At 72.4% G+C, this 23,606-nt stretch carries 16 protein-coding genes and 1 pseudogene; 11 read left to right on the top strand and 6 right to left on the bottom strand.

The genetic code is table 11. From position 1 onward, the window contains the following. The first annotated feature begins 60 nt into the window (after positions 1-60). Complete coding sequence (locus ACZ6BB_RS24920) at positions 61-2,433, top strand: ATP-binding protein (RefSeq protein ID WP_471617387.1); 2,373 nt, start codon at positions 61-63, stop codon at positions 2,431-2,433. Positions 2,434-2,523: 90 nt separating this feature from the next. Here ACZ6BB_RS24920 and ACZ6BB_RS24915 read toward each other — a convergent pair whose 3' ends face one another. After that, positions 2,524-3,786 carry a hypothetical protein gene (locus ACZ6BB_RS24915; protein ID WP_471617386.1) on the bottom strand — a complete coding sequence of 421 codons (1,263 nt, stop codon included), beginning with the start codon at positions 3,784-3,786 and terminating at the stop codon, positions 2,524-2,526. Positions 3,787-4,109: 323 nt separating this feature from the next. On the opposite strand from ACZ6BB_RS24915, the gene ACZ6BB_RS24910 reads away from it, so the two are divergent. After that, positions 4,110-7,316, top strand: a complete 3,207-nt coding sequence (locus ACZ6BB_RS24910; protein ID WP_471617385.1) for an AfsR/SARP family transcriptional regulator — start codon at positions 4,110-4,112, stop codon at positions 7,314-7,316. A gap of 235 nt (positions 7,317-7,551) precedes the next feature. Here ACZ6BB_RS24910 and ACZ6BB_RS24905 read toward each other — a convergent pair whose 3' ends face one another. Continuing rightward, complete coding sequence (locus ACZ6BB_RS24905) at positions 7,552-8,184, bottom strand: MerR family transcriptional regulator (RefSeq protein ID WP_471617621.1); 633 nt, start codon at positions 8,182-8,184, stop codon at positions 7,552-7,554. A 189-nt stretch (positions 8,185-8,373) separates the two neighbouring features. On the opposite strand from ACZ6BB_RS24905, the gene ACZ6BB_RS24900 reads away from it, so the two are divergent. From ACZ6BB_RS24900 to ACZ6BB_RS24885, 4 genes are all read left to right on the top strand, one after another. Next, complete coding sequence (locus ACZ6BB_RS24900; protein WP_471617384.1) at positions 8,374-9,948, top strand: flavin-containing monooxygenase; 1,575 nt, start codon at positions 8,374-8,376, stop codon at positions 9,946-9,948. After that, positions 9,945-10,880: an alpha/beta fold hydrolase gene (locus ACZ6BB_RS24895; RefSeq protein ID WP_471617383.1), complete on the top strand. Its 936-nt coding sequence runs from the start codon at positions 9,945-9,947 to the stop codon at positions 10,878-10,880. Before ACZ6BB_RS24900 ends, ACZ6BB_RS24895 begins: the two co-directional genes overlap by 4 nt. Then, on the top strand, positions 10,877-11,773 hold the full coding sequence (locus ACZ6BB_RS24890) for an SDR family oxidoreductase (RefSeq protein WP_471617382.1): 897 nt from the start codon (positions 10,877-10,879) through the stop codon (positions 11,771-11,773). Before ACZ6BB_RS24895 ends, ACZ6BB_RS24890 begins: the two co-directional genes overlap by 4 nt. 107 nt (positions 11,774-11,880) lie before the next feature. Continuing rightward, entirely contained in the window at positions 11,881-12,144 is a 264-nt protein-coding gene (locus ACZ6BB_RS24885) for a hypothetical protein (RefSeq protein WP_471617381.1), read from the top strand. A 253-nt stretch (positions 12,145-12,397) separates the two neighbouring features. Here the strand turns inward: ACZ6BB_RS24885 and ACZ6BB_RS24880 are convergent, their stop codons facing one another. Then, on the bottom strand, positions 12,398-15,760 hold the full coding sequence (locus ACZ6BB_RS24880) for a S41 family peptidase (protein ID WP_471617380.1): 3,363 nt from the start codon (positions 15,758-15,760) through the stop codon (positions 12,398-12,400). A 303-nt stretch (positions 15,761-16,063) separates the two neighbouring features. On the opposite strand from ACZ6BB_RS24880, the gene ACZ6BB_RS24875 reads away from it, so the two are divergent. The 3 genes and pseudogenes from ACZ6BB_RS24875 to ACZ6BB_RS24865 all read left to right on the top strand — a co-directional run. Next, positions 16,064-16,666, top strand: coding sequence for a TetR/AcrR family transcriptional regulator (locus tag ACZ6BB_RS24875; protein WP_471617379.1), 603 nt, complete (start codon positions 16,064-16,066; stop codon positions 16,664-16,666). 173 nt (positions 16,667-16,839) lie between these two features. Then, a complete protein-coding gene (locus ACZ6BB_RS24870) occupies positions 16,840-19,191 on the top strand; it encodes an MMPL family transporter (protein WP_471617378.1) in 2,352 nt (783 codons plus the stop codon). Positions 19,192-19,841: 650 nt separating this feature from the next. Then, positions 19,842-20,342, top strand: a pseudogene (locus ACZ6BB_RS24865) (DinB family protein); the annotation flags it as partial. Between the two features lie 16 nt (positions 20,343-20,358). On the opposite strand, the gene ACZ6BB_RS24860 reads toward ACZ6BB_RS24865, so the two are convergent. Then, complete coding sequence (locus ACZ6BB_RS24860) at positions 20,359-20,823, bottom strand: hypothetical protein (protein WP_471617377.1); 465 nt, start codon at positions 20,821-20,823, stop codon at positions 20,359-20,361. Positions 20,824-20,883: 60 nt separating this feature from the next. Here ACZ6BB_RS24860 and ACZ6BB_RS24855 point away from each other — a divergent pair, with 60 nt between their 5' ends. Together ACZ6BB_RS24855 and ACZ6BB_RS24850 are read left to right on the top strand one after the other, a co-directional pair. Then, complete coding sequence (locus ACZ6BB_RS24855; RefSeq protein ID WP_471617376.1) at positions 20,884-21,408, top strand: hypothetical protein; 525 nt, start codon at positions 20,884-20,886, stop codon at positions 21,406-21,408. Positions 21,409-21,582: 174 nt separating this feature from the next. Continuing rightward, positions 21,583-22,464, top strand: coding sequence for an intradiol ring-cleavage dioxygenase (locus ACZ6BB_RS24850; RefSeq protein WP_471617375.1), 882 nt, complete (start codon positions 21,583-21,585; stop codon positions 22,462-22,464). Here ACZ6BB_RS24850 and ACZ6BB_RS24845 read toward each other — a convergent pair. After that, positions 22,448-23,164: a histidine phosphatase family protein gene (locus ACZ6BB_RS24845; protein ID WP_471617620.1), complete on the bottom strand. Its 717-nt coding sequence runs from the start codon at positions 23,162-23,164 to the stop codon at positions 22,448-22,450. The genes ACZ6BB_RS24850 and ACZ6BB_RS24845 overlap by 17 nt on opposite strands. A gap of 77 nt (positions 23,165-23,241) precedes the next feature. Further along, on the bottom strand, positions 23,242-23,586 hold the full coding sequence (locus ACZ6BB_RS24840) for an SsgA family sporulation/cell division regulator (protein WP_471617374.1): 345 nt from the start codon (positions 23,584-23,586) through the stop codon (positions 23,242-23,244). Positions 23,587-23,606 lie beyond the last annotated feature (20 nt).

Genomic DNA, 23,606 nt, shown 5'->3' with positions numbered 1-23,606 from the left:
GATGGTGGCGTGGACATACTCCTTCGCAGAAGACGGTGCGCACCGGTCGGAGGGGTGGTCGTGCGGGGGCAGGGGCCAGAGAGTCACAACGAACTCGGCGGCATCGTGTGCGGTCCCAGCGTTCAGGCCGCCGTCGTGTACGGCGACGTACGGATCCGCACCGGCGACAGGGCCGCGTCGCGGCCGCGCGCCGCGGTGCCGTGGCAGCTTCCGCCCGTCGTCCCGCTCACGGCCCGTGCGGCCGAGGTCGAGCGTCTGGACCGGCATCGCGCCTCGGCCTCCCGCCGAGGGCACCCCGTCCTCGCCGCCGTCAGCGGCCTCGGAGGGGTGGGAAAGACCACCCTCACCCTGTCCTGGCTGCACGGGCTGCGTCCGGACTTCCCGGACGGTCAGCTCTATGCGGACCTGGCCGCCCAGTCGCCGTCGGGGCCCGCCGACCCCGCCGAGGTGCTGAGCGGATTCCTGCGCGCACTGGGGGTGCCGCCGCGACAGGTACCCCACGGCCCGGAGGAACGGGCCGCGCTGTACCGCTCCTTGACCGCCGAGCGCGCGCTCGTGGTCCTGCTCGACGACGCGGCCACGGCTGCCCAGGTACGGCCGCTGCTGCCGGGCGGACGCAACGTCACCCTCGTGACCAGCCGGCGGCGGATGTCGGGCCTGACGCTCGAAGGCTGCTACCAGCTGCACCTGGAACCCCTCGCCCCGCAAGCCGCGGTGGAACTTCTCGCGGCGACCCTCGCCGACGACCGCGTGGCCACCCAGGCCGACGACGCCCGAGCCCTGGTGGGTCTGTGCGCCGGGCTGCCGCTCGCCGTGCGCGTCGCGGGCGCGCGGCTCGCCGCCCGGCCGGGCAGGCGGATCGACACGATGGTGCGGGCTCTCGCCGCCGAGCAGGGGAGACTGGACGCCCTCGCGATCGAGGGCGACCACGGCGTGCGAGCCGCACTGGACCTGTCGTACCGAGGGCTGCCCGAGGCGGCGGCCCGGCTCTACCGCCTGCTCGGTGTGCACCCCGGGAGGGAGTTCGAGAGCACGGTCGCGGCGGCGCTGCTGGCGTGCGGGCCCGCCGCCGGTGGACCGGAGGACCGCGACACCTCCGGGCCGCCCGACGGCGGCATCGCTCCCCAGGACCGCGGCGCGGAGCACGCGTTGGAGCACCTGTACGACGCCAACCTGCTGATCGACGCCGGCGAGGACCGCTACCGCTTCCACGACCTCGTCCGGCTGCACGCGATGGAGAAGGCCGCGCGGGACGAGTCCGAGACGGAGCGGGCGGCCGCGTTCCGCCGGGTCGCGGACCACTATCTGGCGACCGCGACCCGGGCGGAGAGGACGGTCGAGCCGTATCACCCTCTGCGGGAGCGCTCCTACGGCCCCGGGCCGGTGGTCGAGGCCGGCCTGAGGCCCGGACCAAGGGCCGCACTGGACTGGCTGGAGCGTGAACTGCCCCAGGTGATGGCGGTGCTCCGGCGCGCCAGGGAGGCGGGCACGCCGGAAACCTGCTGGCAGCTCGCCGATGCCCTGGGCCCGCTGTTCGTCCGGCGCAAGCACTACGACGAGTGGCTCACCGCGTACGAGGAGGGGCTGGCGGCGGCCCACGAGGTGGGCGACAGCCAGGCCGTGTGCCGGATGCTCACCTCCGGGGGGCAGGGCGAACTCGGGCGTGGCGGGTACGGGCGGGCGCTGGCGATGTTCGAGGAGGCGTCCGGGCTCTTCGCCTCCCTGGGGGACCCGCTCGGCCACGCCCGCACCCTGAACTACCGGGGTCTGGCCCACCAGCGCCTGGGGCAACTGGGCGAGGCCGCCGAGCTGTTCGCCCGCGCGGCCCTCGAACTCCCCCGCTGCGGGGACGCGCGCGCGGGCGGACTCGCCCGGCTCAACGCGGCCGACATCGACCTCGCCCTCGGCCGTCCGCGGCGGGCAGCCGAAGGGGCCGCCGCGGCACGGGCCGTGCTGCTGGCCGCGGACGACCCCTACAACGCCGCTCGCGCCGCCACCTTGCTCGGCCGGTCCGCCCTCTCGCTGGGCGAGCACGACGAGGCGGAACGGTTGCTCTCCGGAGCGATCGCCGATCTCGGCGCCGTGGGGGCCGATTCCGAGACGGCCCGGGCGCTGCACGCGCTGGGTGTGGTGGCCGAGGGCCGGGGGCAGCGTTCTCTCGCCCGGGACCGCTACGAGCGGGCGCTCGCGCTGGCCGTCGCGGCGAACCAGCCGGGACAGGCGGACGAACTGCACGAGCGACTGCGCCTGCTGGCCGGCACCGGGACTCAGGGCGGCGCCGGGACCGGGACAGGGACAGGGACAGGGACAGGGAAAGGGTTCGGGACGGAGGCAGGGACAGGGACGGAGGCAGGGACGGAAGCAGAAGCAGGGGCAGGAACAGGGACAGGGACAGGGACAGGCGCTCAGGCCGGCGCCGACGGCGGCGGATGACCCGGAGTGCCCGGTGCGGACCGGTACGAGTGACACGAACGTGGCGGCCCCATGGCGCGCACGGGCTCGGCGCCCGTTTCCCGGCCGTGTTCACGACCCGGCACCGTCGGACGCGCCGTATCGCACCAGGATCGGAGGCGCCGCCGCCTCCGGGGCGAGGCGGGCGACCGGGGCGCGCAGACGCAGCTTCCGATAGAGGAGGGCGCGCATCCTCCGGGCGAAACGGCCCGGTTCGGAGGTGATCCGGGCCGCGACACGCGCGTACCGGCCCGGGCGGTAGGCGACGGAACTCTGCCGCAGCTGGCGCAGCAGCGGCCGGTCCGTGTCCAGCCACGGCGCCAGCGCGCGCAGCTCGGCCATCGGCGACGAGGGATCGAGGTCCGTGTCCGGCGAGCCGGAACTCAGCAGCCGGGCGCCCGTCATCGTCCCGTAGAGCGACACGGAGCCGTGGTCTCCCACGATGTAGTCGGCCGCGACGACGGCACCGCTCCATTCCGCGTCCTGGCTGACCAGCCCGATGCCGCAGCGGCTCAGCCCGGCGAAGGCGCTGCGGATGTGCCACTCGCTGTGGGCGTTCCAGACGTTGGAGTGCAGCATCACGACGATGCGGAACTCCTCCCGGGGCAGCTGGGCGGCAAGCTGTTCCAGCAGGCTCCAGTGGCGTCCGAGCAGAGAGTCGGGGCCCCAGGTCGAGCAGACGAGGACGAGTTCCTGCCAGGGTGCCGCGCCGAGTGCGCGGCGGTACAGGTCCCGCGCGGGCAGGCTCGCGGCGACGCGGTCGTAGCAGGGGTCTCCCACCACCTCGACCACCGGCAGCGCCTCGGGGCACTCCCGGCCGAGACGGGTCCGGTCGTCCTCATGAGCCAGGACGATCGCCGCCGGCACCACCACCCCGTCACGGATCAGCCACTGCCGGCCGAGTCCGTACACCTCGCGCACGGCGGGCAGCCGGACGCGGCGGTCCTGGGGGAGGGAAACCCTCCTGTTGTACGAGGCGCCGTGCGGGAGCACGATCACCGGGACGTTCAGTTCGTGCAGACTCCCGTAGCTCGCGGCCAGCGCGAGGTCGAAGCGGGTGTGCACCGCCTGGCCCCAGGGCACGACGAGAGCCCTGGTGGTTTCCAGGAACTCGTCCACGCCGTGGTTGAAGACGTCACCGGCCACCGTGAACATGACCTGTACCCGTGGGTCCCCCTCCAGCAGCCGTACCGCGTCGAGCAGCCGACGGGCGGAGGTGACGGTGTGCACCACCGCGAGCACGCGCTTGCGGATGCGGAAGGTCGCCCAGCGCTCGACATCCAGACGCAAGGGCACGGCAGGGCGCCGGTCGGCGTCCGGCATCAGCAGACTCATCTGAACTCCCCCGTGGATAAAGCGAGTTGAGTCGTGGCCGTATCCGGTTGGTGCACGGCCACACAGGGAGGTCTGCCCGGGAGGCTGGACGGCGGGCTTGCAGAAAACTTGCACCTTTCGCCTGCGAATCCGCACCCGGCCCTGTGCGCCCCTGCGCGCGCCTGTGCGCCCTGTCTTGCACCTCTGTTCCTTTCGGCGGGGTGGCGACAGTGAGACGCGAGGTGGACAGATGTGCGATCCACCAGCCGCCCGTGCGGAGACCGCCGGTGCGAGGAAAGCACGACCGCGGAAGACGCCTGGACGAAGCGAACCACCTGGGGGAAGTGGTGCACCTTCTTGCGCTCGGGCCGCTCGAACTGTGGCACGAGGGACGGCAGTACCCGCTCGGCTCGCTCAAGGAACGACGGGTGCTCGCGGTCCTGCTCTACGCCCAGGGCGATCCCGTCGCTGTCGATACGCTCGTCGAACGGGTCTGGGACGACGACGAGGTACCCGTGACCGCCGTGGAGACGCTGCACACCTACCTCTCCCGGCTGCGCAACCGGCTCCGGCGAGCCGTCGGTGACCTGGCACTGCTGGAGCGCTCGTCCCCGCGCCGCTACCGGCTGCGCGTCCGGCACGCGGACGACGTGGACTTCGTACGGCTGCAGCGGCTTCGCGGCGAGGCCCGCGCGGCCGCCGGACGCGGGGACCGGGAGTACGCGGTCGGGCTGCTGCACACCGCCGCGTCGTTGTGGCGGGGGGAGCCGTTCGCGGAGTTCACGGGCGACTGGGCCGCATCGGCCCGGGCGCGGCTGACGGAGGATCACCGGCGGGTCCGGGAGGAGCGCATCCGACTGGAGCTGGAGCTGGGCCGCCACGCGGATCTGCTGGGTGAACTCCGCGAGCTGGTCTCCCTCGACCCGCTGGCCCAACAGGCCGTCACTGCCCTGATGCTGGCCCTGTACCGGTCCGGCCGGGACGGGGAGGCGCTGGCCCTGTACCGCACGACGCGCGCCCGGCTGAACGAGGAACTCGGCATCGACCCCGGCACGGAACTGCAGGAACTGCAGCTCCGCATCCTCGGACAGGACCCCACCCTGCGGGAGCTGCACCCGGCGGCCGTCGCACCGGGAGCCGGCCAGGGCGGTGGCCCGTGGGCGACGGAGCCGGGGGGCAGACAACCGGGGAGCAGTCTGCCGCGCGACACCAGGGACTTCACCGGCCGCGCGAGTGAGATCGGCATCCTGCTCGCCGACCGGGGACCCGGCGACACCGGGACGGCGCTCCCGGTCACCGTGGTGCACGGCATGCCCGGTGTCGGCAAGTCCGCGCTGATCGTGCATGCCGCGCACCGGATGCGCGGACGCTACCCGGACGGCCAGTTCTACGTGGACCTGCGCGCCTACAGCGACCAGCCGCCCCACGATCCGGCGGACGCCCTGGCGTTCCTGCTGCACACCGTCGGGGTCCCCGATCCGCTGCCCGTCACCCTGGACGAGCGGTCCGCGCGCTGGCGCGAGTGGACGGCCCGGCACCGGGTGCTGGTGGTGCTCGACAACGTCCGCGACGCCGAGCAGATCCGCCCGCTGCTGCCCGGTTCCCCGGACTGCCGCGCGATCGTGGCCAGCCGTAACCGGCTCACCGAACTGGACGGCGCCACCTCGCTGTTGCTGGACGTGCTCCCGGTGTCCGAGGCCGCGGCGCTCTTCGCCCGGATCGCGGGGGCGGCCCGGGTCTCGGACACGGCGGCCCTGCGTCGCGTCGTGGAGCTGTGCGGCCGCCACCCGCTCACCCTGCAGCTGCACGCGAGCCGGTTCCGGCACCGGGACACCTGGGATCTGGAGTACGTCGCGGACCGCCTGGACGGCGCCACCGACCGGCTGGAGGAGTTCGACGAGCGGGTCGCCGCCGCCCTGGAGATGTCCTGCGCCGACCTGGACCCCTCGGCGCGCAGACTCTTCCGAGGGCTGGCCCTGCATCCGGGCCCCGACATCACCCTGGAGGCGGCGATGGCGCTCTCCGGCGATGTCGACCCCGGAGCGGTTCGCCGTGCGGCCGAGTCCCTGCTGGACCGTCACCTGCTCGACGAGCCGGTCCGGGACCGCTATCAACTGCACGATCTTGCACGTGCCTTCGGCGGCCGGCTCGGCCGCCGGGAGGATCCGCCGACCGAGCGCCGGGCGGCCCTGCGGCGGTTGTCGTCCTACTACCTCACGGCTGCCGACCGGGCGGACCGGCTGGCCCACCCGCGTCGACGCAGACGCCACGTCCCGGCGGAGCTGGTCGCGCCGATCAGCCCCGGCTTCACGACGGCTCCGCACGCCGAATCCGCCGCCGACGAGGCATCGGTGTGGCTGACGGTGGAACGAGGCAACCTGCTGGCGGTGGCCCGCACGGCCGCGGCGGAGTTCCCGGAGTTCGCCGCTCTGTTCCCGCACGTCCTCGCCCACTCCCTCCAGCGCTGGGGCACGCACGACATCACCGCCGAACTGCAGTCCGCCGCACTGACCGCGCTGCGCGCGGGCGGAGACCGGTCGGCCCTGGCCCGGACACTGGTGGAGCGGGCGAGCGTCCTCGCCCGGGAGAACCACGGCGAGGCTCTCGCCGCCGCGACCGAGGCGCTGACCCTGTACAGGAGACTCGGCGACACCCGCGGCCGGGCCGACGCGTCGCTGGAGATCGGCCGGGCCCATCTCGGGGCGGGCCGCGGTGAGGCGTGTCTGCGGGAACTGGACCGGTGCCTGGTGCTCTACCGCGCTGTCGACGACCGGCACGGAATCGCCGCGACCCTCAATGTGCAGGGCACGGCCAGGGTGCACCGGGCCGAGTACACCGAGGCGACGCAGTGCTTCCGGACGATGCTGGGCATCAACCGGGAGCTGCGGGATCGTCATGGTGAGGCCGTCGCATGGAACAACCTGGGAGACATCCGGCTCGCTCTGGGGCTCCACGAGGAGGCCCGCCACCACTACGAGCACGCTCTGGCGCTGATGCGCGAGATCGGCGGAAAGAAGGAACTCGCGATTCTCGACACCAACCTCGGGGCCGTGTACGCCGCCACCGGCCAGTCGCAGTGGGCGCTCTCCTGTTTCCAGCGGGCTCTGGCCAGTCACCGGGCGGGTGGGGACGCCATCGGTGAGGTCAACACCCTGATCTCCCTGGGCGAGACATGTGCGAGTACCGGCCGTACGGCGGAAGCCCTGACGCACTTCGGCGCGGCGGAGGAGGTCGCCCGGCGTATCGACAATGCGTACGAGCGGCAGCGGGCCCTGCTCGGAATTGCCGACACGCATTACCGGGAGAGGCGGTGGAGTATCTCGCTGGAGACATACCGGAACGCGCTTTCTATTGCGCACGAGCACGGGTATTCCCTGTGTTCGGCGCGGGCGCTGGCCGGTATTTCCCGGGTGGGTCTCCGTATGCGCGACATTCGGTCCGCCCGAGCCCACGCGGAACGCGCGCTGGCGATGTATCGAAGGCTCGGGGCGGACGGGGAGGCGGCTGAGCTGCACCGCCTGTTCGACGACTGGGGTGCTACCGGCTCGTGAGAGCCGGTGGGCCTACCAAATGCACTCGGCGTGCGCCGAGGTCATGTTCATGACGAAAATGGCGGCGGTGGCGAAACAGACGGCGAGCGTGCGCACTTCTCTCCTGATCGAAAAAGTATCCGAAATCGGAACGTCCGAACGATGTTTGGCCTAGGTTAGCCGATTCGATGATGCGTCGAATCGATTCTGCTCACTCGTTCGGGTGAATGTGGCGCGCGTGGAGAGTATTCCGAATTTATTTATTTGTCGACTCTCTCAGTCGTCTGTCCAGCGCCAGTGACAGTTCCGCCTCCAACGCGCTCTTCGCCAATGGGCGGAGGCGGTGGAGGTCTTCGGGGGTGTGGTCGGGCTGGGTGCGGATGAGGTCGGTGAAGAGGCCGGCGAGGGCCTCGGCGTGTTCGCGTACACGGCGGCCGACGGTGAGGACGTCGGCCAGCGGAACGCCCTCGCGGACCAGGGCGGCCGTGACGTCCAGGAGGCGGCGGCTGATGTGCACGATCTCGCCGCCGTCGGTGGCGAGATAGCCGAGGTCCAGGGCGGTGGCGAGGTTCTCCGGGGTCGCCTGGTCGCCGAAGTGGTCGGCGAGTTCCTCGGGGGTGAGGCGGACCGGGACCTCCTCGGTGGGGTCCCCGAGGCCCAGTAGTTCGCCCACGTCGCGGCCCTGGTCGAACGCCTCGGCCAGCTCGGCTATGCCGCTGAGCGTGTGGCCGCGCTCCAGCAGTGCCGAGATGGTGCGCAGCCGGGCCAGGTGCGTGTCGTCGTACCAGGCGATACGGCCCTCGCGGCGGGGCGGCGGGATCAGTCTGCGCTCCCGGTAGAAGCGCAGGGTGCGTACGGTGATGCCGGCCTTCCTGGCCAGCTCCTCCATGCGGTACTCGTGTCGCTCGCCGTCTTCTGCCACCCGCGCAGCCTATGTCGTACCCCCGGTAACTCCAGAGTGCCGAACCCCTACCCATCGGTACGGTCCTGCCCTACGCTCCCACTGCGCCAGTGATTACTGGCGCGGACATGGGGTGCGAACGCGGCGTGCGCACGCGATGAGGCGTGGAGGTACCGGATGGCCGGGCAGGGACAGGGCGGGCGGGAGCGGGTGCCGCATGTGCGGGTGGCGGTGGTCGGGTCCGGGTTCGGCGGGCTCGGCGCGGCCGTGCGGCTGCGGCGCGAGGGGATCACCGACTTCGTCGTCCTGGAACGGGCCGGCTCCGTGGGCGGCACCTGGCGGGACAACGACTACCCGGGGTGCGCCTGTGACGTGCCGTCCCACCTGTACTCGTTCTCCTTCGCGCCGAACCACGCCTGGCCGCGCGCCTTCTCCGGGCAGGAGCACATCCGGGCCTATCTGGAGCACGTGACGGACGTCTTCGGGCTGCGCCCCCACATCCGCTTCGACTCCGAGGTGCTGAGGACGGCCTGGGACGCGGAGCGGCTGTGCTGGGACATCGAGACCAGCGGCGGGCGGCTCTCCGCCGACCTCGTCGTCTCCGCCACCGGACCGCTCTCCGATCCGAGGATCCCCACCGAGGCCGAGCTGCCGGGCCTCGGCTCCTTCCCCGGCAAGGTCTTCCACTCCGCCCGCTGGGACCACGGCTACGACCTGCGCGGCAAGCGGGTCGCGATGATCGGCACGGGCGCCTCCGCGGCCCAGATCGTGCCGGCGATCGCACCCGAGGTCGGCCGGCTGACCCTCTTCCAGCGGACCCCGCCGTGGGTGATGCCGCGGGTCGACCGGAGCATCGGCGGCGTCGAGCAGTGGCTGCACCGGCAGCTGCCCTTCACCGCACAGGCGCGGCGCGGAGTGCTGTGGGGCGTCCGGGAGCTCCAGGTGCAGGCATTCACCAAGCGCCCCAAGGCGCTGGGCCTGGTGGAGCGGGTGGCGAAGCGGAACCTGGCCCGCGCGGTGCGCGACCCGGAGCTGCGCGCCCGGCTCACCCCCGACTACCGCATCGGCTGCAAGCGCATCCTGCTGTCCAACACCTACTACCCGGCGCTCACCCGGCCCAACGTCGACGTCATCGCGTCCGGGCTGGCCAAGGTCGACGGCTCCACGCTCGTCGCCGCCGACGGGTCCGCCGCCGAGGTCGACGCGATCGTCTTCGGCACCGGGTTCCACGTCACCGACATGCCGATCGCCGACCGGGTCGTGGGCGCGGACGGCCGGACCCTCGCCGGGGCGTGGGCGGACGGCGGGATGCAGGCCCTGCGCGGGGCGTCGGCCGCCGGGTTCCCCAACTGGATGACGATCATCGGGCCCAACACGGGCCTCGGGAACTCCAGCATGATCCTGATGATCGAGTCCCAGCTGAACTACATGGCCGACTTCGTACGGCAGTTGGACGTGCTGGGCGGCCGGGTCGCCCTGGACGCCCGGCCCGCCGCCGTGGCGGCCTGGAACCGACGGCTCCAGAAGCGCATGGAGCGCACGGTCTGGAACACGGGCGGCTGCACCAGCTGGTACCTCGACGCCGACGGCCGCAACACGACCGTCTGGCCGGGCACGACCAGCGAGTTCCGGAGCGCGACCCGGCGCGTCGACCTGAGCGAGTACACGGTGCTGCGGGCCGCCCGGCCGGGTACGGAGAACGAGGAGACGCCCGCGACGGGCGGCACGTCGAAGGTGGAGGCCGGAGCGTGACCCGACTGACCCATGTGAAGCACGGGCCCTACGCGCCGCCCGTCGCCGTCCGGGAGTTGACGGCCGTGTCCGCCGACGGAACGCGGCTGCACGTCGAGACGCACGGTCCGCAGGACGCGCCCGCGGTGGTGCTCGTGCACGGCTGGACCTGCTCGACGGCCTACTGGGCGGCGCAGGTGCGGGAACTCGCCGCCGACCACCGGGTCGTCGTCTACGACCAGCGGGGCCACGGCCGCAGCACCGCCTCCGCCGCGTGCGGCGCGGACGCCCTCGCCGACGATCTGGAGGCGGTGCTCGCGGCGACGCTCGCGCCGGGCGAGAAGGCGGTGCTGGCGGGTCACTCCATGGGCGGGATGACGCTGATGGCGGCCGCCGGTCGGCCGGGCCTGCGGGAGCACGCGGCGGCGGTCCTGCTGTGCAGCACGGGCAGTTCGCGGCTGGTCGACGAGTCGCTGGTCGTGCCGATGCGGCCGGGCCGCGTACGCACCTGGCTCACACGGAAGGTCCTCGGTACGCGGGCCCCGCTCGGGCCGGTCACGCCGGTCGCCCGGCGGATCCTCAAGTACGCGACCATGGGCCCCGGCGCGTCGCCGGTGATGGTCGAGGCGTGCGCGCGGATCGTGCACGCGTGCCCGGCCAGGGTGCGGCACGCCTGGTCCCACGTCCTCGCCACGCTCGACCTCGACCACGGGGTACGGGAGTTGACGGTGCCGACGGCCGTCGTCGTGGGCACGGCGGACCGGATGACCCCGCCCGTGCACGCGCGGGCGCTGGCCGCCGCGCTGCCCGACTGCGTGGGCGTGAGCGAGCTGACCGGGGTCGGACACATGGCGCCGGTGGAGGCGCCGGAAGCGGTCACCGCCCGGATACGCGGGCTGGCCGCGCTGTATGTACGTGCGGGGCGGGACGAGTTGGAGGAGGCGGGCGCATGAGCAACGGCAGCACCCTGGAGGGTCGGGTCGCGGTCGTCACCGGGGCCGCGCGGGGCGTCGGGGAACTCCTCGCGCGCAAGCTCTCGGTGCGGGGGGTGAAGGTGGCCCTCGTCGGCCTCGAACCGGACGAGCTGAAGCGGGTGTCGGAGCGGCTGTACGGCGAGACCGGGTACTGGCACGCCGACGTCACCGACCACGAGGCCATGGCGCGGGTCGCCGAGGAGGTCAAGGAGCGGTTCGGGCGGGTCGACATCGTCGTCGCCAACGCGGGCGTCGCCAACAGCGGGCCCTTCGTCGACTCCGACCCGGAGTCCTGGCGGCGGGTCATCGAGGTCAACCTCGTCGGCTCGGCCGTCACCGGGCGGGCGTTCCTGCCGGCGCTGATCGAGAGCCGGGGTTATCTGCTGCAGATCGCCTCGCTCGCCGCGATCACCCCGGCGCCGATGATGACGGCGTACTGCGCGTCCAAGTCGGGCGTGGAGGCGTACGCGCACTGTCTGCGGGCCGAGGTCGCGCATCAGGGCGTGGGCGTCGGGGTGGGGTATCTGTCCTGGACCGACACGGACATGGTGCGGGGCGCCGACAAGGACGAGGCGCTGCGGGAGTTGCGGGAGCGGCTGCCGTGGCCGGCCGGGAAGACGTATCCGCTGGGGCCGGCGGTGGACCGGCTGGTCGCCGGGATCGAGCGGCGGTCCAGCCATGTGTACGGGCAGTGGTGGCTGCGGGGGATGCAGGGCGTGCGCGGGTATCTCCCGGGTCTCATCGGGACGTTCGCGCCGCGCGAGGTGCGGCGGATGGAGCCGCGGCTGCGCGGGGTGGCCAAGGGGCTGGTGGGGGCCGGTGGGGCCGCGGACGAGCGGACGCGGGGGGTCGGGGCACAGGACCCCCGATAGCGGTGCGTCACCGTACGTCACTGATCGAAATGCGTTGTATGTCCGCCCGTGTTTGTCTGGTCGAGGCCCGATCCCCTCACCCACAACGGGAGTGAATCCACATGGGCATGAAGGACCAGTTCCAGGACAAGGCTGAGCAGCTGAAGCGGAAGGCCGGGCAGTCGCCGGAGGAGCGGCAGCGGGCTCAGCGGCCTGGTGAGCGTGAGCGTGAGCAGCACGGGCGCGAGCCCGGTCGTGAGCACGGGCAGCCGCAGCGCGAGCGCCGCCCGCAGCGTGAGCACGGGCAGCCGGAGCGTGGCGCGCAGCGGCGGGACGAGGAGTCCGAGCGGCTGATGCGGGACGACGAGGACCGGTTCCGGCAGGACGTGTAATGCCGGACCTGCCTCGGTCACGCTGAACGTGGGGCGCCCTCCTTCCGGGAGGGCGCCCTGCGTCGTCGTGCGTCCCGCGAGGGCCTGCCGGAGCGAGAACCCTTCGGTCGGCCGGAGCGAGAACCCTTCGGGCGGCCGGAGCGAGAACCCTTCGGTCGGCCGGAGCGAGAACCCCTCCGCAGGGCCCGAGCGAGAACGCTCCGGCGCTCCCGAGCCAGAACCCTCCGGACTGCCCGAACCCTCACGGCAACCCTCAGGGGCGTCCCGGCAGTTCGGGGCGGGTCCTGTCGGGGACGGCGGTGTGGTCCGGCGGGTTCGCCGGGGGATGGGTCTTGAGGAGATCCAGGGCCAGGGTCACCGCCGCCTCCAGTTGGGTGTTGCGGCCCTCGGCCCAGTCCAGGGGGGTGCGCAGGGTCTCCAGGTCCGGGGTGACGCCCCGGTTCTCGATGGTCCAGCCGTACGCGTCGAACCAGGCGGCGTTCATGGGGACGGTGATGACCGAGCCGTCACCGAGCTGGTGGCGGCCGGTCATGCCGACGACGCCGCCCCAGGTGCGCTGGCCGACGACGGGGCCGAGCGCGAGGAGTTTGAAGGCCGCCGCGATCATGTCGCCGTCGGACGAGGTCGCCTCGTCGGTCAGCGCCACCACCGGGCCGCGCGGGGCGCTCGACGCGTACGACACCGGCTGGGCGTCCCGGGTCAGGTCCCAGCCGAGGATCGTGCGGGACAGTTTCTCCACCACCAGCTCGCTGATGTGGCCGCCCGCGTTGCCGCGCACGTCGACGATCAGGGCGGGCCGGGAGACCTCCATGCGCAGGTCGCGGTTGAACTGGGCCCAGCCCGATCCGCCCATGTCCGGGATGTGCAGATAGCCGCAGTGGCCGCCGCTCAACTCCCGTACCACCTCGCGGCGTTTGGCCACCCAGTCCTGGTAGCGCAGGGGGCGTTCGTCGATCAGGGGGACCACGGCGACGCGGCGGGAGCGGCCCTCGCCCGCGGCCGGGGTGAAGGTCAGTTCGACGGTGGTGCCGCCCGCACCCGCCAGCAGAGGGTACGGGCCGGTCGTCGGGTCCACCGGGCGGCCGTCGACGTGGGTCAGCACGGCCCCTTCCCTGATGCCGGTGCCGGCCAGCGGGGAGCGGGCCTTGGAGTCGGAGGAGTCGCCGGGGAGGATGCGGCGGACCGTCCAGTCGTCGTCCCGGCGCACGAGGTTGGCGCCGAGGAGGCCCTGGCGGCGCTGGTAGTGGGGCGGGCCCTCGTTGCGGCGGGCGGCGGAGACGTAGGCGTGGGAGGTGCCGAGTTCGCCGAGCAGTTCCCGCAGCAGGTCCGCGAACTCGTCGGGGGAGGCGACCCGTTCGACCAGGGGGCGGTACTGGTCGAGGATCGCGTCCCAGTCGATGCCGCTCATCCCGGGGTCCCAGAAGTAGGCGCGGATCAGGCGGCCGGCCTCCGCGTACGACTGGCGCCACTCGGCCGCCGGGTCGACCTCGTGCAGGACGCGCCTGAGGTCGATCCAGACGGTCGAGTCGCCGTCGCCGGACTCGGTGGCGGGGACGGCCCGCAGGTCGCCCTCGTCCACGACGACCAGCCGTGAGCCGTTGCCGCTGACCGCGAACCAGTCGAGGTGCTCGACGAGTTCGGACTTCTTCGCCCGGCTGATGTCGAAGTGTTCGAGGGTCGGGCGGCCCGTCATGTCGTCCGGGTTGGCGAAGGTCTCGCCCAGGGCGCCCGAGATCGGCCAGCGCAGCCAGACGAGGCCGCCACCGGAGACCGGGTGCAGCGCCGAGTACTTGGAGGCGGTGACGGGGAAGGGGGTGACCCGGTTCTCCAGGCCCTCCGTCTCGACGGTGACCGTCCCGTCGGTGTCCTCGTCCTCGGTCGGGTCCATGCCTCCGGCGACCGGGCGGCCGTCGGGGTTCAGGGCGAAGGGGGACGGTGTGGCGGAGGAGAGCGGGAGCAGGTAGGGGCGGCAGCCGAGCGGGAAGGACAGGTCGCCGGTGTGGACGTCGTACACGGGGTCGAAGCCGCGCCAGGACAGGAAGGCGAGGTAGCGGCCGTCGCGCGTGAACACCGGGTTCTCGTCCTCGAAGCGGCCGCTCGTCACGTCGACGACGAGCCGGTCCTTGATCCGGGCCATCTTGATCTGGCGCAGCGAGCGGCCGATGCCCGGGTGGGACCAGGTCAGCCAGGCGCCGTCCGGGGAGAAGGAGAGGTCGCGGACGGGGCCGTTGAGGGAGGCGATGAGTTCGGTGACCTCGCCGTTCGACTCCTCCGTCGCGTCCAGGAGGAGGACCCGGCCGTCGTGCGCGGCGATGGCGAGACGCTCACCGCGCGGGTCCGCCACCAGCTCCAGGACGCGGCCCAGGCCACCGGAGGCGAGGCGGCGGGGCTCACGGTCGCCGGTGGCCCGGGGGAGGTAGGCGATCTCGATCGCGTCCTCGCCGTCCGCGTCCGTCACGTACGCCACCTGGCCGCCGGAGCCGAGCATCTCGGGCAGCCGGACGCGTACGCCGGGGGTGTCGGCGATGGTCCGGGCGGGGCCGTCGCGGTGGGTCAGCCAGTAGAGGCTGCCGCGTACGACGACCGCGCTCGCCCGGCCCGTCTCGTCGACGGAGAGGCTGTCCACGTGCTGCGCGGCCGGCACCTGGTACGGCCGCCGCCCGGTCAGCGCCCCGCCGAGCGTCACGTCCAGGCGTCGGGGGCGGGCGTCGGGGGAGAGGTCGTCGACGATCCACAGGTCGCCCGCGCACTGGTACACCACCCGGGTGCCGTCGCTCGACGCGTGCCGGGCGTAGAAGGCGTCGTGGTCGGTGTGGCGGCGCAGGTCGGAGCCGTCGTACGCGCAGGAGTAGAGGTTGCCGACGCCCTCGTGGTCGGAGAGGAAGGCGATCCGGCCGCCGACGAACACGGGAGAGTGCAGGTGCCCTTCGAGGCCGGCCAGCAGTCGTTCGCCGTGCAGCCAGAGGCGGCCGGTGGCGCCGCCGCGGTAACGCTTCCAGGAGGCCGGTTCGTGCGGGGGCGTTCCGGTGAGCAGCAGGGTGCGGCGCTCGCCGTCGATCTCGGCGGACTGGATGTCGGAGACCGGGCCCCAGGGCAGTTTGCGGCCGGGGTCGCCGTCGGTGCGGACCTTGTAGGCCCAGGTGAAGTACGAGAAGGGCTCACCGTGGGAGGCGACGGCCAGGATGTCCGAGCGGCCCTGCCGGTTCGGGGGCGTCCAGCCGCGGACCTCGGTGTCGGGACTGCCCCAGTGGGTGAGCCGGCGGGCGGGGGCGCCTCCGTCCACGGGGGCCAGATGGATCTCCGGGGTGATGCTCCGCCAGCTCGTGTACGCGATGTGGCGGCCGTCGGGCGAGAAACGGGGGCAGGCGACCTTCGTACGGTCGGCGGTCAGCCGCCAGGCGCGGTCCGAGCCGTCGAGGGGGGCCAGCCACAGGTCGTCCTCCGCCACGAAGCAGAGGCGGTCGCCGCTGAGGTGGGGGTGGCGGAGGTAGCCGGCGTCCGGGCCCGCCCGCTGTTCCGGCTTCCGGCCCGTCCCCTGCTCATGGGTGCGCTTGCGGCCTGGCCCCTGCTCATGGGTGCGCTTGCGGCCTGGCCCTTGCTCATGGGTGTCGCTCACCTCCCCATGCTTTTCCGCGGGGGAGGCCCCGGCAACTTCACCCGCCGTGACTCCGGGGACTTCACCGCCGTGGCCCCGGCGACTTCACCGTCGTGTCGGGCGACTTCACCTGCCGTGACTCCGGCGGCCTCACCGTCGTGACCCAGCGCATGAACGAAACGGTTTCGTTTTCTTCGCGGGTCGGGGTATCGTCTTAAGCGTACGAAACCGTTTCGTTCGGAAGCGGGGTGTTCGGCCCGTGCCGCGGTGGTACGGCCGGTAGCCTTGTCGTCCCGAACGTGAAGCCGGAGCAAGGGGAGTGGGATGACTGAGACCGCGACGGTGCGCCGCAGTCGGATCACGCCCGAGCGCGAGGCCGAGCTGTACGCGGCCGTCCTCGACCTGCTCCGGGAGGTCGGCTACGACGCTCTCACCATGGACGCCGTGGCCGCCCGCACCCGGTCCAGCAAGGCCACCCTCTACCGCCAGTGGGGCGGCAAGGCCGAGCTGGTGGCGAAGGCTATGCGGGCCAACAAGCCCCATCCGGACGTCGACTCCGTCGACACCGGGTCTCTGCGGGGTGACATGCACGCGCTGATCATGAGCCAGGACGACTGCGCCTTGGAACAGAACTCCGCGCTCATGCGGGGGCTGTCCATGGCGGTCCACGGGAATCCCGACCTCCTGAAGGCGTTCCGCGAGCTGATCATCGAGCCCGAACTGCTGGAGTTCCGCCGCATGCTGCAGCGTGCCGTCGACCGGGGGGAGATCCGCGAGGACAACCCGGCAGTCGACTACGTGCTGCACATGTTCGTCGGTGCCTTCGTCGCGCGGGGCATGATCGACGAGCTGCCTCCGACCCAGACCTTCATCGCTTCGTACATCGACGCCGTGGTCCTCCCCGCCCTCGGTGTGCCGACCGACTGACACACCTGCGCGAGGCCGTGTGACGCGCGGCTGAGCCCCACCTGACGCACCCGCTCATGTCGTCGGGCCGATCGCCCCTGCCTTGCCCCGCCCTGCCTTCCTCCCTCCCCGCGGCACGGGCCGATCCGTCCTGCCCTCCTGCACATCCACGACCTGAACGGGAGTTCCGCCCCGTGGCCACTTTCCTCTACAGACTCGGCCGGTTCGCCTTCCGGCGACGGCATGTCACCGTCCTGATCTGGGTGGCGCTGCTGACGCTCGCGGGCGTCGGCGCCGCCTCCGCGCCCGCTGCCGGCTCCTCCTCCTTCTCCATCCCGGGCACCGAGGCCCAGAAGGCCTTCGACCTGCTGGAGCAGCGCTATCCCGGCATGAGCGCCGACGGCGCCACCGCCCGGGTCGTCTTCAAGGCGCCCGCGGGCGAGAAGATGACCGACGCCGCCAACAAGGCGGCCGTCGAGAAGACCGTCGCGGAACTGGGCGACGGCTCCGAAGTCGTCTCCGTCAGCGACCCGTTCACCACCCGCGCGGTCAGCGCGGACGGGACGGTCGCCTATGCCTCGGTGACCTACGAGGTCCCGGCCATGGAGCTGAAGGACTCCTCCAAGGAGGCCCTGGAGACCACCGCGCACAAGGCGCAGGCCGCCGGGCTCACGGTCGAGATGGGCGGTGACGCCCTGCAGCCCGAGCCCGAGACGGCGGTCGCCGGTGAGATCATCGGCCTCGCCCTCGCCGCGGTCGTGCTGGTCATCACCCTGGGCTCGCTGGTCGCGGCCGGACTGCCGCTGCTGACGGCGATCATCGGCGTCGGCATCGGAGTCTCCACCATCACCGCCCTCGCCAGTGCGCTCGACCTGGGCGACACCACCTCCACGCTCGCCCTGATGATCGGTCTCGCGGTCGGAATCGACTACGCGCTGTTCATCGTCTCCCGCTACCGGTCCGAGCTGGCCGAGGGCAGGGGCCGCGAGGAGGCGGTCGGCCGGGCGGTCGGCACCGCCGGCTCGGCGGTGGTCTTCGCGGGGCTCACGGTCGTGATCGCGCTGGCCGGTCTCGCGGTCGTCAACGTCCCGATGCTGACCAAGATGGGTCTCGCGGCGGCGGGCACGGTCGTCGTCGCGGTCCTCATCGCCCTCACCATGGTCCCGGCGCTGCTCGGCTACGCGGGCCGCAAGGTCCGGCCTGCCGGTGAGAAGGGCGGGCTGCTGGGACGCGGCAGGACGAAGAACTCCACCACGGGCTCCGCCGGGATCTCCACCGCGGAGGCCGCCGGGAGTTCCGTCGCGGCGAAGCCCGGTGTGAAGCCTGGTGCGGAGTCCGGGGCGAAGCCTGGTGCGGAGTCCGGCGCGACGTCCGGTGGGAAGCCCGGTCTGGGCACCCGCTGGGCGAGCTTCGTCGTCCGTCGTCCGGTGGCCGTGCTGCTGCTCGCCGTGGTCGGCCTCGGAGCGGTAGCGGTCCCCGCAACCCGGCTGGAGCTGGGCCTGCCCGACGACGGTTCGCAGCCCACGTCCACCACGCAGCGCCGGGCGTACGACCTGCTCTCCGACGGCTTCGGACCCGGCTTCAACGGCCCTCTGATGGTCGTCGTCGACGCCAAGGACAGCGCGTCCCCGCAGCGGGCCGCCACCGCGGTGACCGACGAGATCAAGGGCCTCGGCGACGTCGTGACGGTGACCCCCGCGACGTTCAACAAGGCCGGCGACACCGCGATGATCACGGTGATCCCGAAGTCCAAGCCGTCCTCGACGCAGACCGAGGACCTGGTGCACTCCATCCGTGACGCGGGCGTCGGCGTGAGCGCGGACACGGACGCGAAGGTGCTGGTCACCGGTGCCACCGCGATGAACATCGACTTCTCGCAGAAGCTCACCGACGCGCTGCTGCCGTATCTGGCGCTGGTGGTGGGCCTCGCCTTCCTCCTGCTGATCGTGATCTTCCGGTCGATCCTGGTCCCGCTGAAGGCGGCCCTCGGCTTCCTGCTCAGCGTGCTGGCCGCGCTCGGCGCCGTGGTCGCGGTCTTCCAGTGGGGCTGGCTGGCGGGGCTGATCGGGGTCGAGGAGACCGGCCCGATCATGTCGATGATGCCGATCTTCCTGGTGGGCGTGGTCTTCGGTCTCGCGATGGACTACGAGGTGTTCCTCGTGACCCGCATGCGTGAGGCGTACGTGCACGGCGAGAACGCGCACCAGGCCGTGGTGACCGGCTTCCGGTACAGCGCGCGGGTGGTCGCGGCCGCCGCGGCGATCATGATGGCCGTCTTCGCCGGCTTCATCGGCTCCGGCGAGTCGATGATCAAGATGATCGGCTTCGGCCTCGCCATCGCCGTCTTCTTCGACGCGTTCGTCGTCCGCATGGCCATCGTCCCGGCCGTCCTCGCCCTCCTGGGCGACAGGGCCTGGTGGCTGCCGAAGTGGCTCGACCGAGCACTGCCGAACGTCGACGTCGAGGGCGAGGGGCTGCGGACGCACGACACCGCCGCCGGTGACTCGGCCGAGGACGACGAGGACAGGGAGCTGGTCCGCGCCTGACACGGGGCGCCCGCGCCGAACAGGACCGCCGGTGAGGGCCCGTGGGGACGGGCGCCCTCACCGGCTTCCGTGTGAGGGGTGAAGATGACGGGTGACAGGAGAAGAGAGGCGAGAGCCGCAAGAGACCCGACACGTGTGACGGGACTGGGGTGACTGGCGTGTGTGACGGGGCGGGGGTTGCCGGCGTGTGTGACGAGGCGAGGGTTGCCGGCGTGCGTGACGGGGTCGAGGTGTCTGGCGAGCGAGACGAGGCCGGGGCGACCGGCGAGCGCGACGAGGCCGTACGGGCGAGCGAGGCCGACGACCGGGCGGGCGAGGCCGACGACCGGGCGGGCGAGGCCGACCGGGCCGACGGGACCGGTGAGATCGGCCGGGCCGCGCGGGCCGGTGAGGCCGAGCAGGCCATCCAGACTGACGGGACTGACGGGACTCACGGGACTGACGGGACTCACGGGATCGACGGGGCTGACGGGACTCACGGGATCGACGGGATCGACGGGACCGGCCGGGCAGTGCAGGTCGGCGTGGCCGACCAGGCCGATGAGGCGGGCGAGCCCACCGAGTCCGACGGGCCCGGCGAGACCGAGCAGGCAGGTCATGCGGACGAGGCCGGCCACACCGGCGGGTCTCGCCGCACCGGCGGGGCCCGTGACGACCGTGTCGGCCCGCCCCTCCTCGGCACCGAACGCGACACCCTCCGTGCCTTCCTCGACTACCACCGCGCGACCCTCGCCATGAAGTGCGCGGGCCTCACGGACGAGGAACTGCGCCGCCGGTCGATGCCCCCGTCGACGCTGTCGCTGCTGGGCCTCGTACGGCACATGGCGGAGGTCGAACGAGCCTGGTTCCGCCGGGTGTTCGAGGACCATGACGCTCCCATGGTGTGGTCCAAGGAGATCGACTTCCAGGCGGCGTACGACGCGAGCGCCTCGACGCGGGCGGAGGCGTTCGGGGCGTGGGAGGCGGAGGTGGAGACCTCGCGCCGTATCGAACGGGAGGCGGAGTCACTGGACCTCGCCGGTCACCAGCCGCGCTGGAACGAGGAGGTCTCGCTCCGGATGGTCATGATCCACGTCCTGCAGGAGTACGCCCGCCACAACGGCCACGCGGACTTCCTGCGGGAGGGGGTGGACGGGACGGTCGGGGCGTGACCCGGGCCGGGGCCCTTCAGAGGTGCTGCTTGGCCGTCATGATGAGGCGGGTGATGCCCTCCAGGCTCGCCAGCCTGTGCGCGTCGAACCGCGTCCGGTCCTCGATCTTCGACAGTGTCGTGACGTCCGAGAGGACCGCCGCCGCGTTCTGGCTCAGCGCCGCGTCGTCCGTGAGCATCTGTGCCCGGAACAGAGCTTCCTGGGCGTTCGACCGCATGTCGTACGCGCGTATCCGTACCGCGTCCGGCGCCTCGGGCGGCGGCTGCTCGTGCTCGCAGAACCACAGGTGGACGAGGCAACGGCGGTAGTTGATCAGTGCGCCGGCGTACACGGAGTAGGCGTCGAGCCGCTCCTGCCGCAGCTTCTCCCGGCGCGCCAAGTCGTGACTCCGCTCGGCGGCGCGCTGCTGCAGGGCGAGGGTCAGCCCTGAACCGAGGAGCGTGCCGAGTACGGCTATGCCACTGGCGATGATGGTTTCCACGGGCCAAGCTGACCACGCGGTGACGGCGGTGGACACAGGGTGTGTGGGGGGGGGTGGCCGGTGGCAAGGGCGCTGGAGGGGCTGCGTAGGGCTTTTCTGCGGTTCGACCGGCGTTTCGGGGGTGCGGAGCCGCCCCCGAAGGCGCAGGTCTTCGTGGCCCGGCATCCGGTGGGGACCGGAGTGGTCTTCGGCGCGCTGCTGGGAGGCCTGTGCGTGTGGGCCCTCGCCGCGTTCCACGATCCGGTGCGGCTGCTCCAGGCGGCTGCGATCGGCCTCTGCGGCGGTCTCCTTCTCTGGCTCGTCTGCCGTTTCGAACGCCGCCGCCAGGCGCACTACGCCCGACACGGCGGCTTCCGCTGGAACCCTCCGCAGACGCCCGGCCAGGACGACATCCCGCCCCTCTGGTTCGAGGGTCTGCTCTGGCTCAGCTACTGGACCATCCACCTGGTGATCCTCCGGCTCGTCGGTCAACTGCGGGACCCGCCCCTCAGCTGGGTCCAGAGCGCGGTCTGCGCCGGGTTCCTCCTCATCGGCGGCTGGGCCGTACGCCTGGTCAAGGAGCGCCACCGCCGACGTGGCCGTTGACGTCGCGACCCCCTTCGCGCTCGTCACCCTCATGGTGCCGGCGGCCGTACGGTGACCGCAGCGGCGGCCGGCTGACAAGGTGCCCATGGCGGACTCCTGGGAAGCGCACAGCAAACCCCCATAGCATCACGCGCATTCCATGACGGGAACACTCGGAAGGCGTGGTTCGGCATCATGAGCAAAGCACCCGGCAACGGCGGCGGCCACGGCCAAGGGCACCACCACGACGACGAGTTCGACAGAGGGCTCTCCCACGACCTCCCCGTGCTGGCCCGCCGCCGCATGATCGGACTGCTGGCCGGCGCGACCATGGCCCCGCTGATGGCGGCCTGTTCCACGGACGACTCCGGCAGCGGCTCCGCGTCGGACGCCTCCTCCTCCGGTTCGTCCTCCTCCGGTTCGTCCTCGTCCGGCAGCTCCGGCTCGGACTGCGAGATCATCCCCACGGAGTCGGCAGGCCCGTACCCCGGTGACGGCTCGAACGGCCCGAACGTCCTCAAGGAGAGCGGTGTCGTCCGGCAGGACATCACCAAGAGCTTCGGTTCGGCGGACGGCGTCGCCGAAGGCATCCCCCTGACGATCACCCTGACCGTCGTCGACCAGGCATCCGGCTGCGACACCCCGAAGAAGGGCGCCGCCGTCTACCTCTGGCACTGCGACCGGGAGGGCAGGTACTCCCTCTACACCGACGGCGTCACCGACGAGAACTACCTGCGCGGCGTCCAGGAGGCCGACGACAAGGGCCGGGTCACCTTCACATCGGTCTTCCCCGGCTGCTACCCGGGCCGCTGGCCGCACATCCACTTCGAGGTCTACGACAGCCTGGAGGACGCCACCGCCGCCCAGAACATCGCCGCCACCTCGCAGCTCGCCTTCCCCAAGGACGTCTGCGACGCCGTGTACGCGACCGACGGGTACAGCGAGAGCGTGCAGAACCTCGCCCAGCTCTCCCTGGAGACCGACAACATCTTCAGCGACGGCCACGACCAGCAGCTCGCCACCATGAAGGGCGGCACCGACAAGGGGTACACGGCGGCCCTCACCGTGCCGGTGTGACCCCCTCGGGGCTCGCTCGGCCCGGGTCGAGGTGCGCCGTCTCCCCCCACCGAGTCAGCCGCAGCCGCCCCCCGTCACCCTCCCACTGCGAGACCGAGGCGTTGGGGACGGGTGGCAGCGCGCCGGGGGACGCCGCGCCGAGGCCCGCGCAGACCAGACGGACGGCGACGGCGATCGCGTCATGGGCGACCAGCAGCACCCGCCGGCCCCCGGCGACCCGGTCCAGCTCGTCGACGAAGTCCCGCACGCGCAGCACCACATCGGTCAGTGCCTCCCCGCCCGGCGGACGGTAGAACCAGTCGCCGACCAGGGCCCGCCGGGCCGCCTCCTCGGGCGAACGGGCCCGCTGCGCGCCCGGCGGGTGCAACTCGAAGATCCCCGTCTCCCGGTCCCGCAGCCGCTCGTCGACGAGAAGCGGGGGCGGGACCACGCGCGGGTGCCCGGCCATCGACTCCCAGGTCTGCCGGGCCCGCAGGTACGGCGAGCAGACCACCAGATCCGGCCCCGGTCCGCCGGCGGCGGCCTCCTCGCCGCCGGTCCCGGCGATCCCCGCCAGCCACCCGCCCAGCGCCCCGGCCTGCGCACGGCCCGGCCCGGACAGTGGGACATCCGCGTCCCGGCCCGGCAACGGCACGGTCGACCCCGTCCGCTCGGCCTCGGCGTACGCCACGTTCGCGGTGCTCTGCCCGTGCCGGACCACCCACAGCGACGCGAGGGCGTACGGCGGCGCGAGCCCCTCCTCGGGGGCGGGCGCCCACCCATCCCCGGCCACCCCGGTCAGTGCGCCACCGGCACGGTCGTGTAGGTCCGCCGCAGGAAGCGGATCAGCGCCTTCGTGTCGAACTGCATCACCGCCACACCCTGCGCGGAGTGGAACTCCATGACCGCCTGGACGCGACCGCAGGGCCAGATGCTCACGGGGCCGGAGGTGGTGGGGGTGCGGAGGCCGCGTTCGAGCAGCTCGCGGGGGAAGGTCCACTCGTCGGGACCGGGCAGGCGCACACGGACGGCGGAGGCATCGGCGTCGGGGTCGTAGCGCAGGACGACCGGGACGGTGTCCCGGTCGTCGGGGGCGTCCGTGACGACATGGGCCCGGGCGTACTGCTCGACGGTGACAGACATCGGGCTGCTCCTCACGCTGA

The organism is Streptomyces sp. NPDC041108, from assembly GCF_055592645.1.
This window is presented reverse-complemented; position numbering and strand designations above follow the sequence as displayed.

Excerpts from the sequence above, each read along its gene's own strand:
- ACZ6BB_RS24915 (WP_471617386.1), bottom strand. The coding sequence starts at position 3,786 with ATGAGTCTGCTGATGCCGGACGCCGACCGGCGCCCTGCCGTGCCCTTG.
- ACZ6BB_RS24905 (WP_471617621.1), bottom strand. The coding sequence starts at position 8,184 with ATGGAGGAGCTGGCCAGGAAGGCCGGCATCACCGTACGCACCCTGCGC.
- ACZ6BB_RS24900 (WP_471617384.1), top strand. The coding sequence starts at position 8,374 with ATGGCCGGGCAGGGACAGGGCGGGCGGGAGCGGGTGCCGCATGTGCGG.
- ACZ6BB_RS24890 (WP_471617382.1), top strand. The coding sequence starts at position 10,877 with ATGAGCAACGGCAGCACCCTGGAGGGTCGGGTCGCGGTCGTCACCGGG.
- ACZ6BB_RS24885 (WP_471617381.1), top strand. The coding sequence starts at position 11,881 with ATGAAGGACCAGTTCCAGGACAAGGCTGAGCAGCTGAAGCGGAAGGCC.
- ACZ6BB_RS24875 (WP_471617379.1), top strand. The coding sequence starts at position 16,064 with ATGACTGAGACCGCGACGGTGCGCCGCAGTCGGATCACGCCCGAGCGC.
- ACZ6BB_RS24850 (WP_471617375.1), top strand. The coding sequence starts at position 21,583 with ATGAGCAAAGCACCCGGCAACGGCGGCGGCCACGGCCAAGGGCACCAC.
- ACZ6BB_RS24840 (WP_471617374.1), bottom strand. The coding sequence starts at position 23,586 with ATGTCTGTCACCGTCGAGCAGTACGCCCGGGCCCATGTCGTCACGGAC.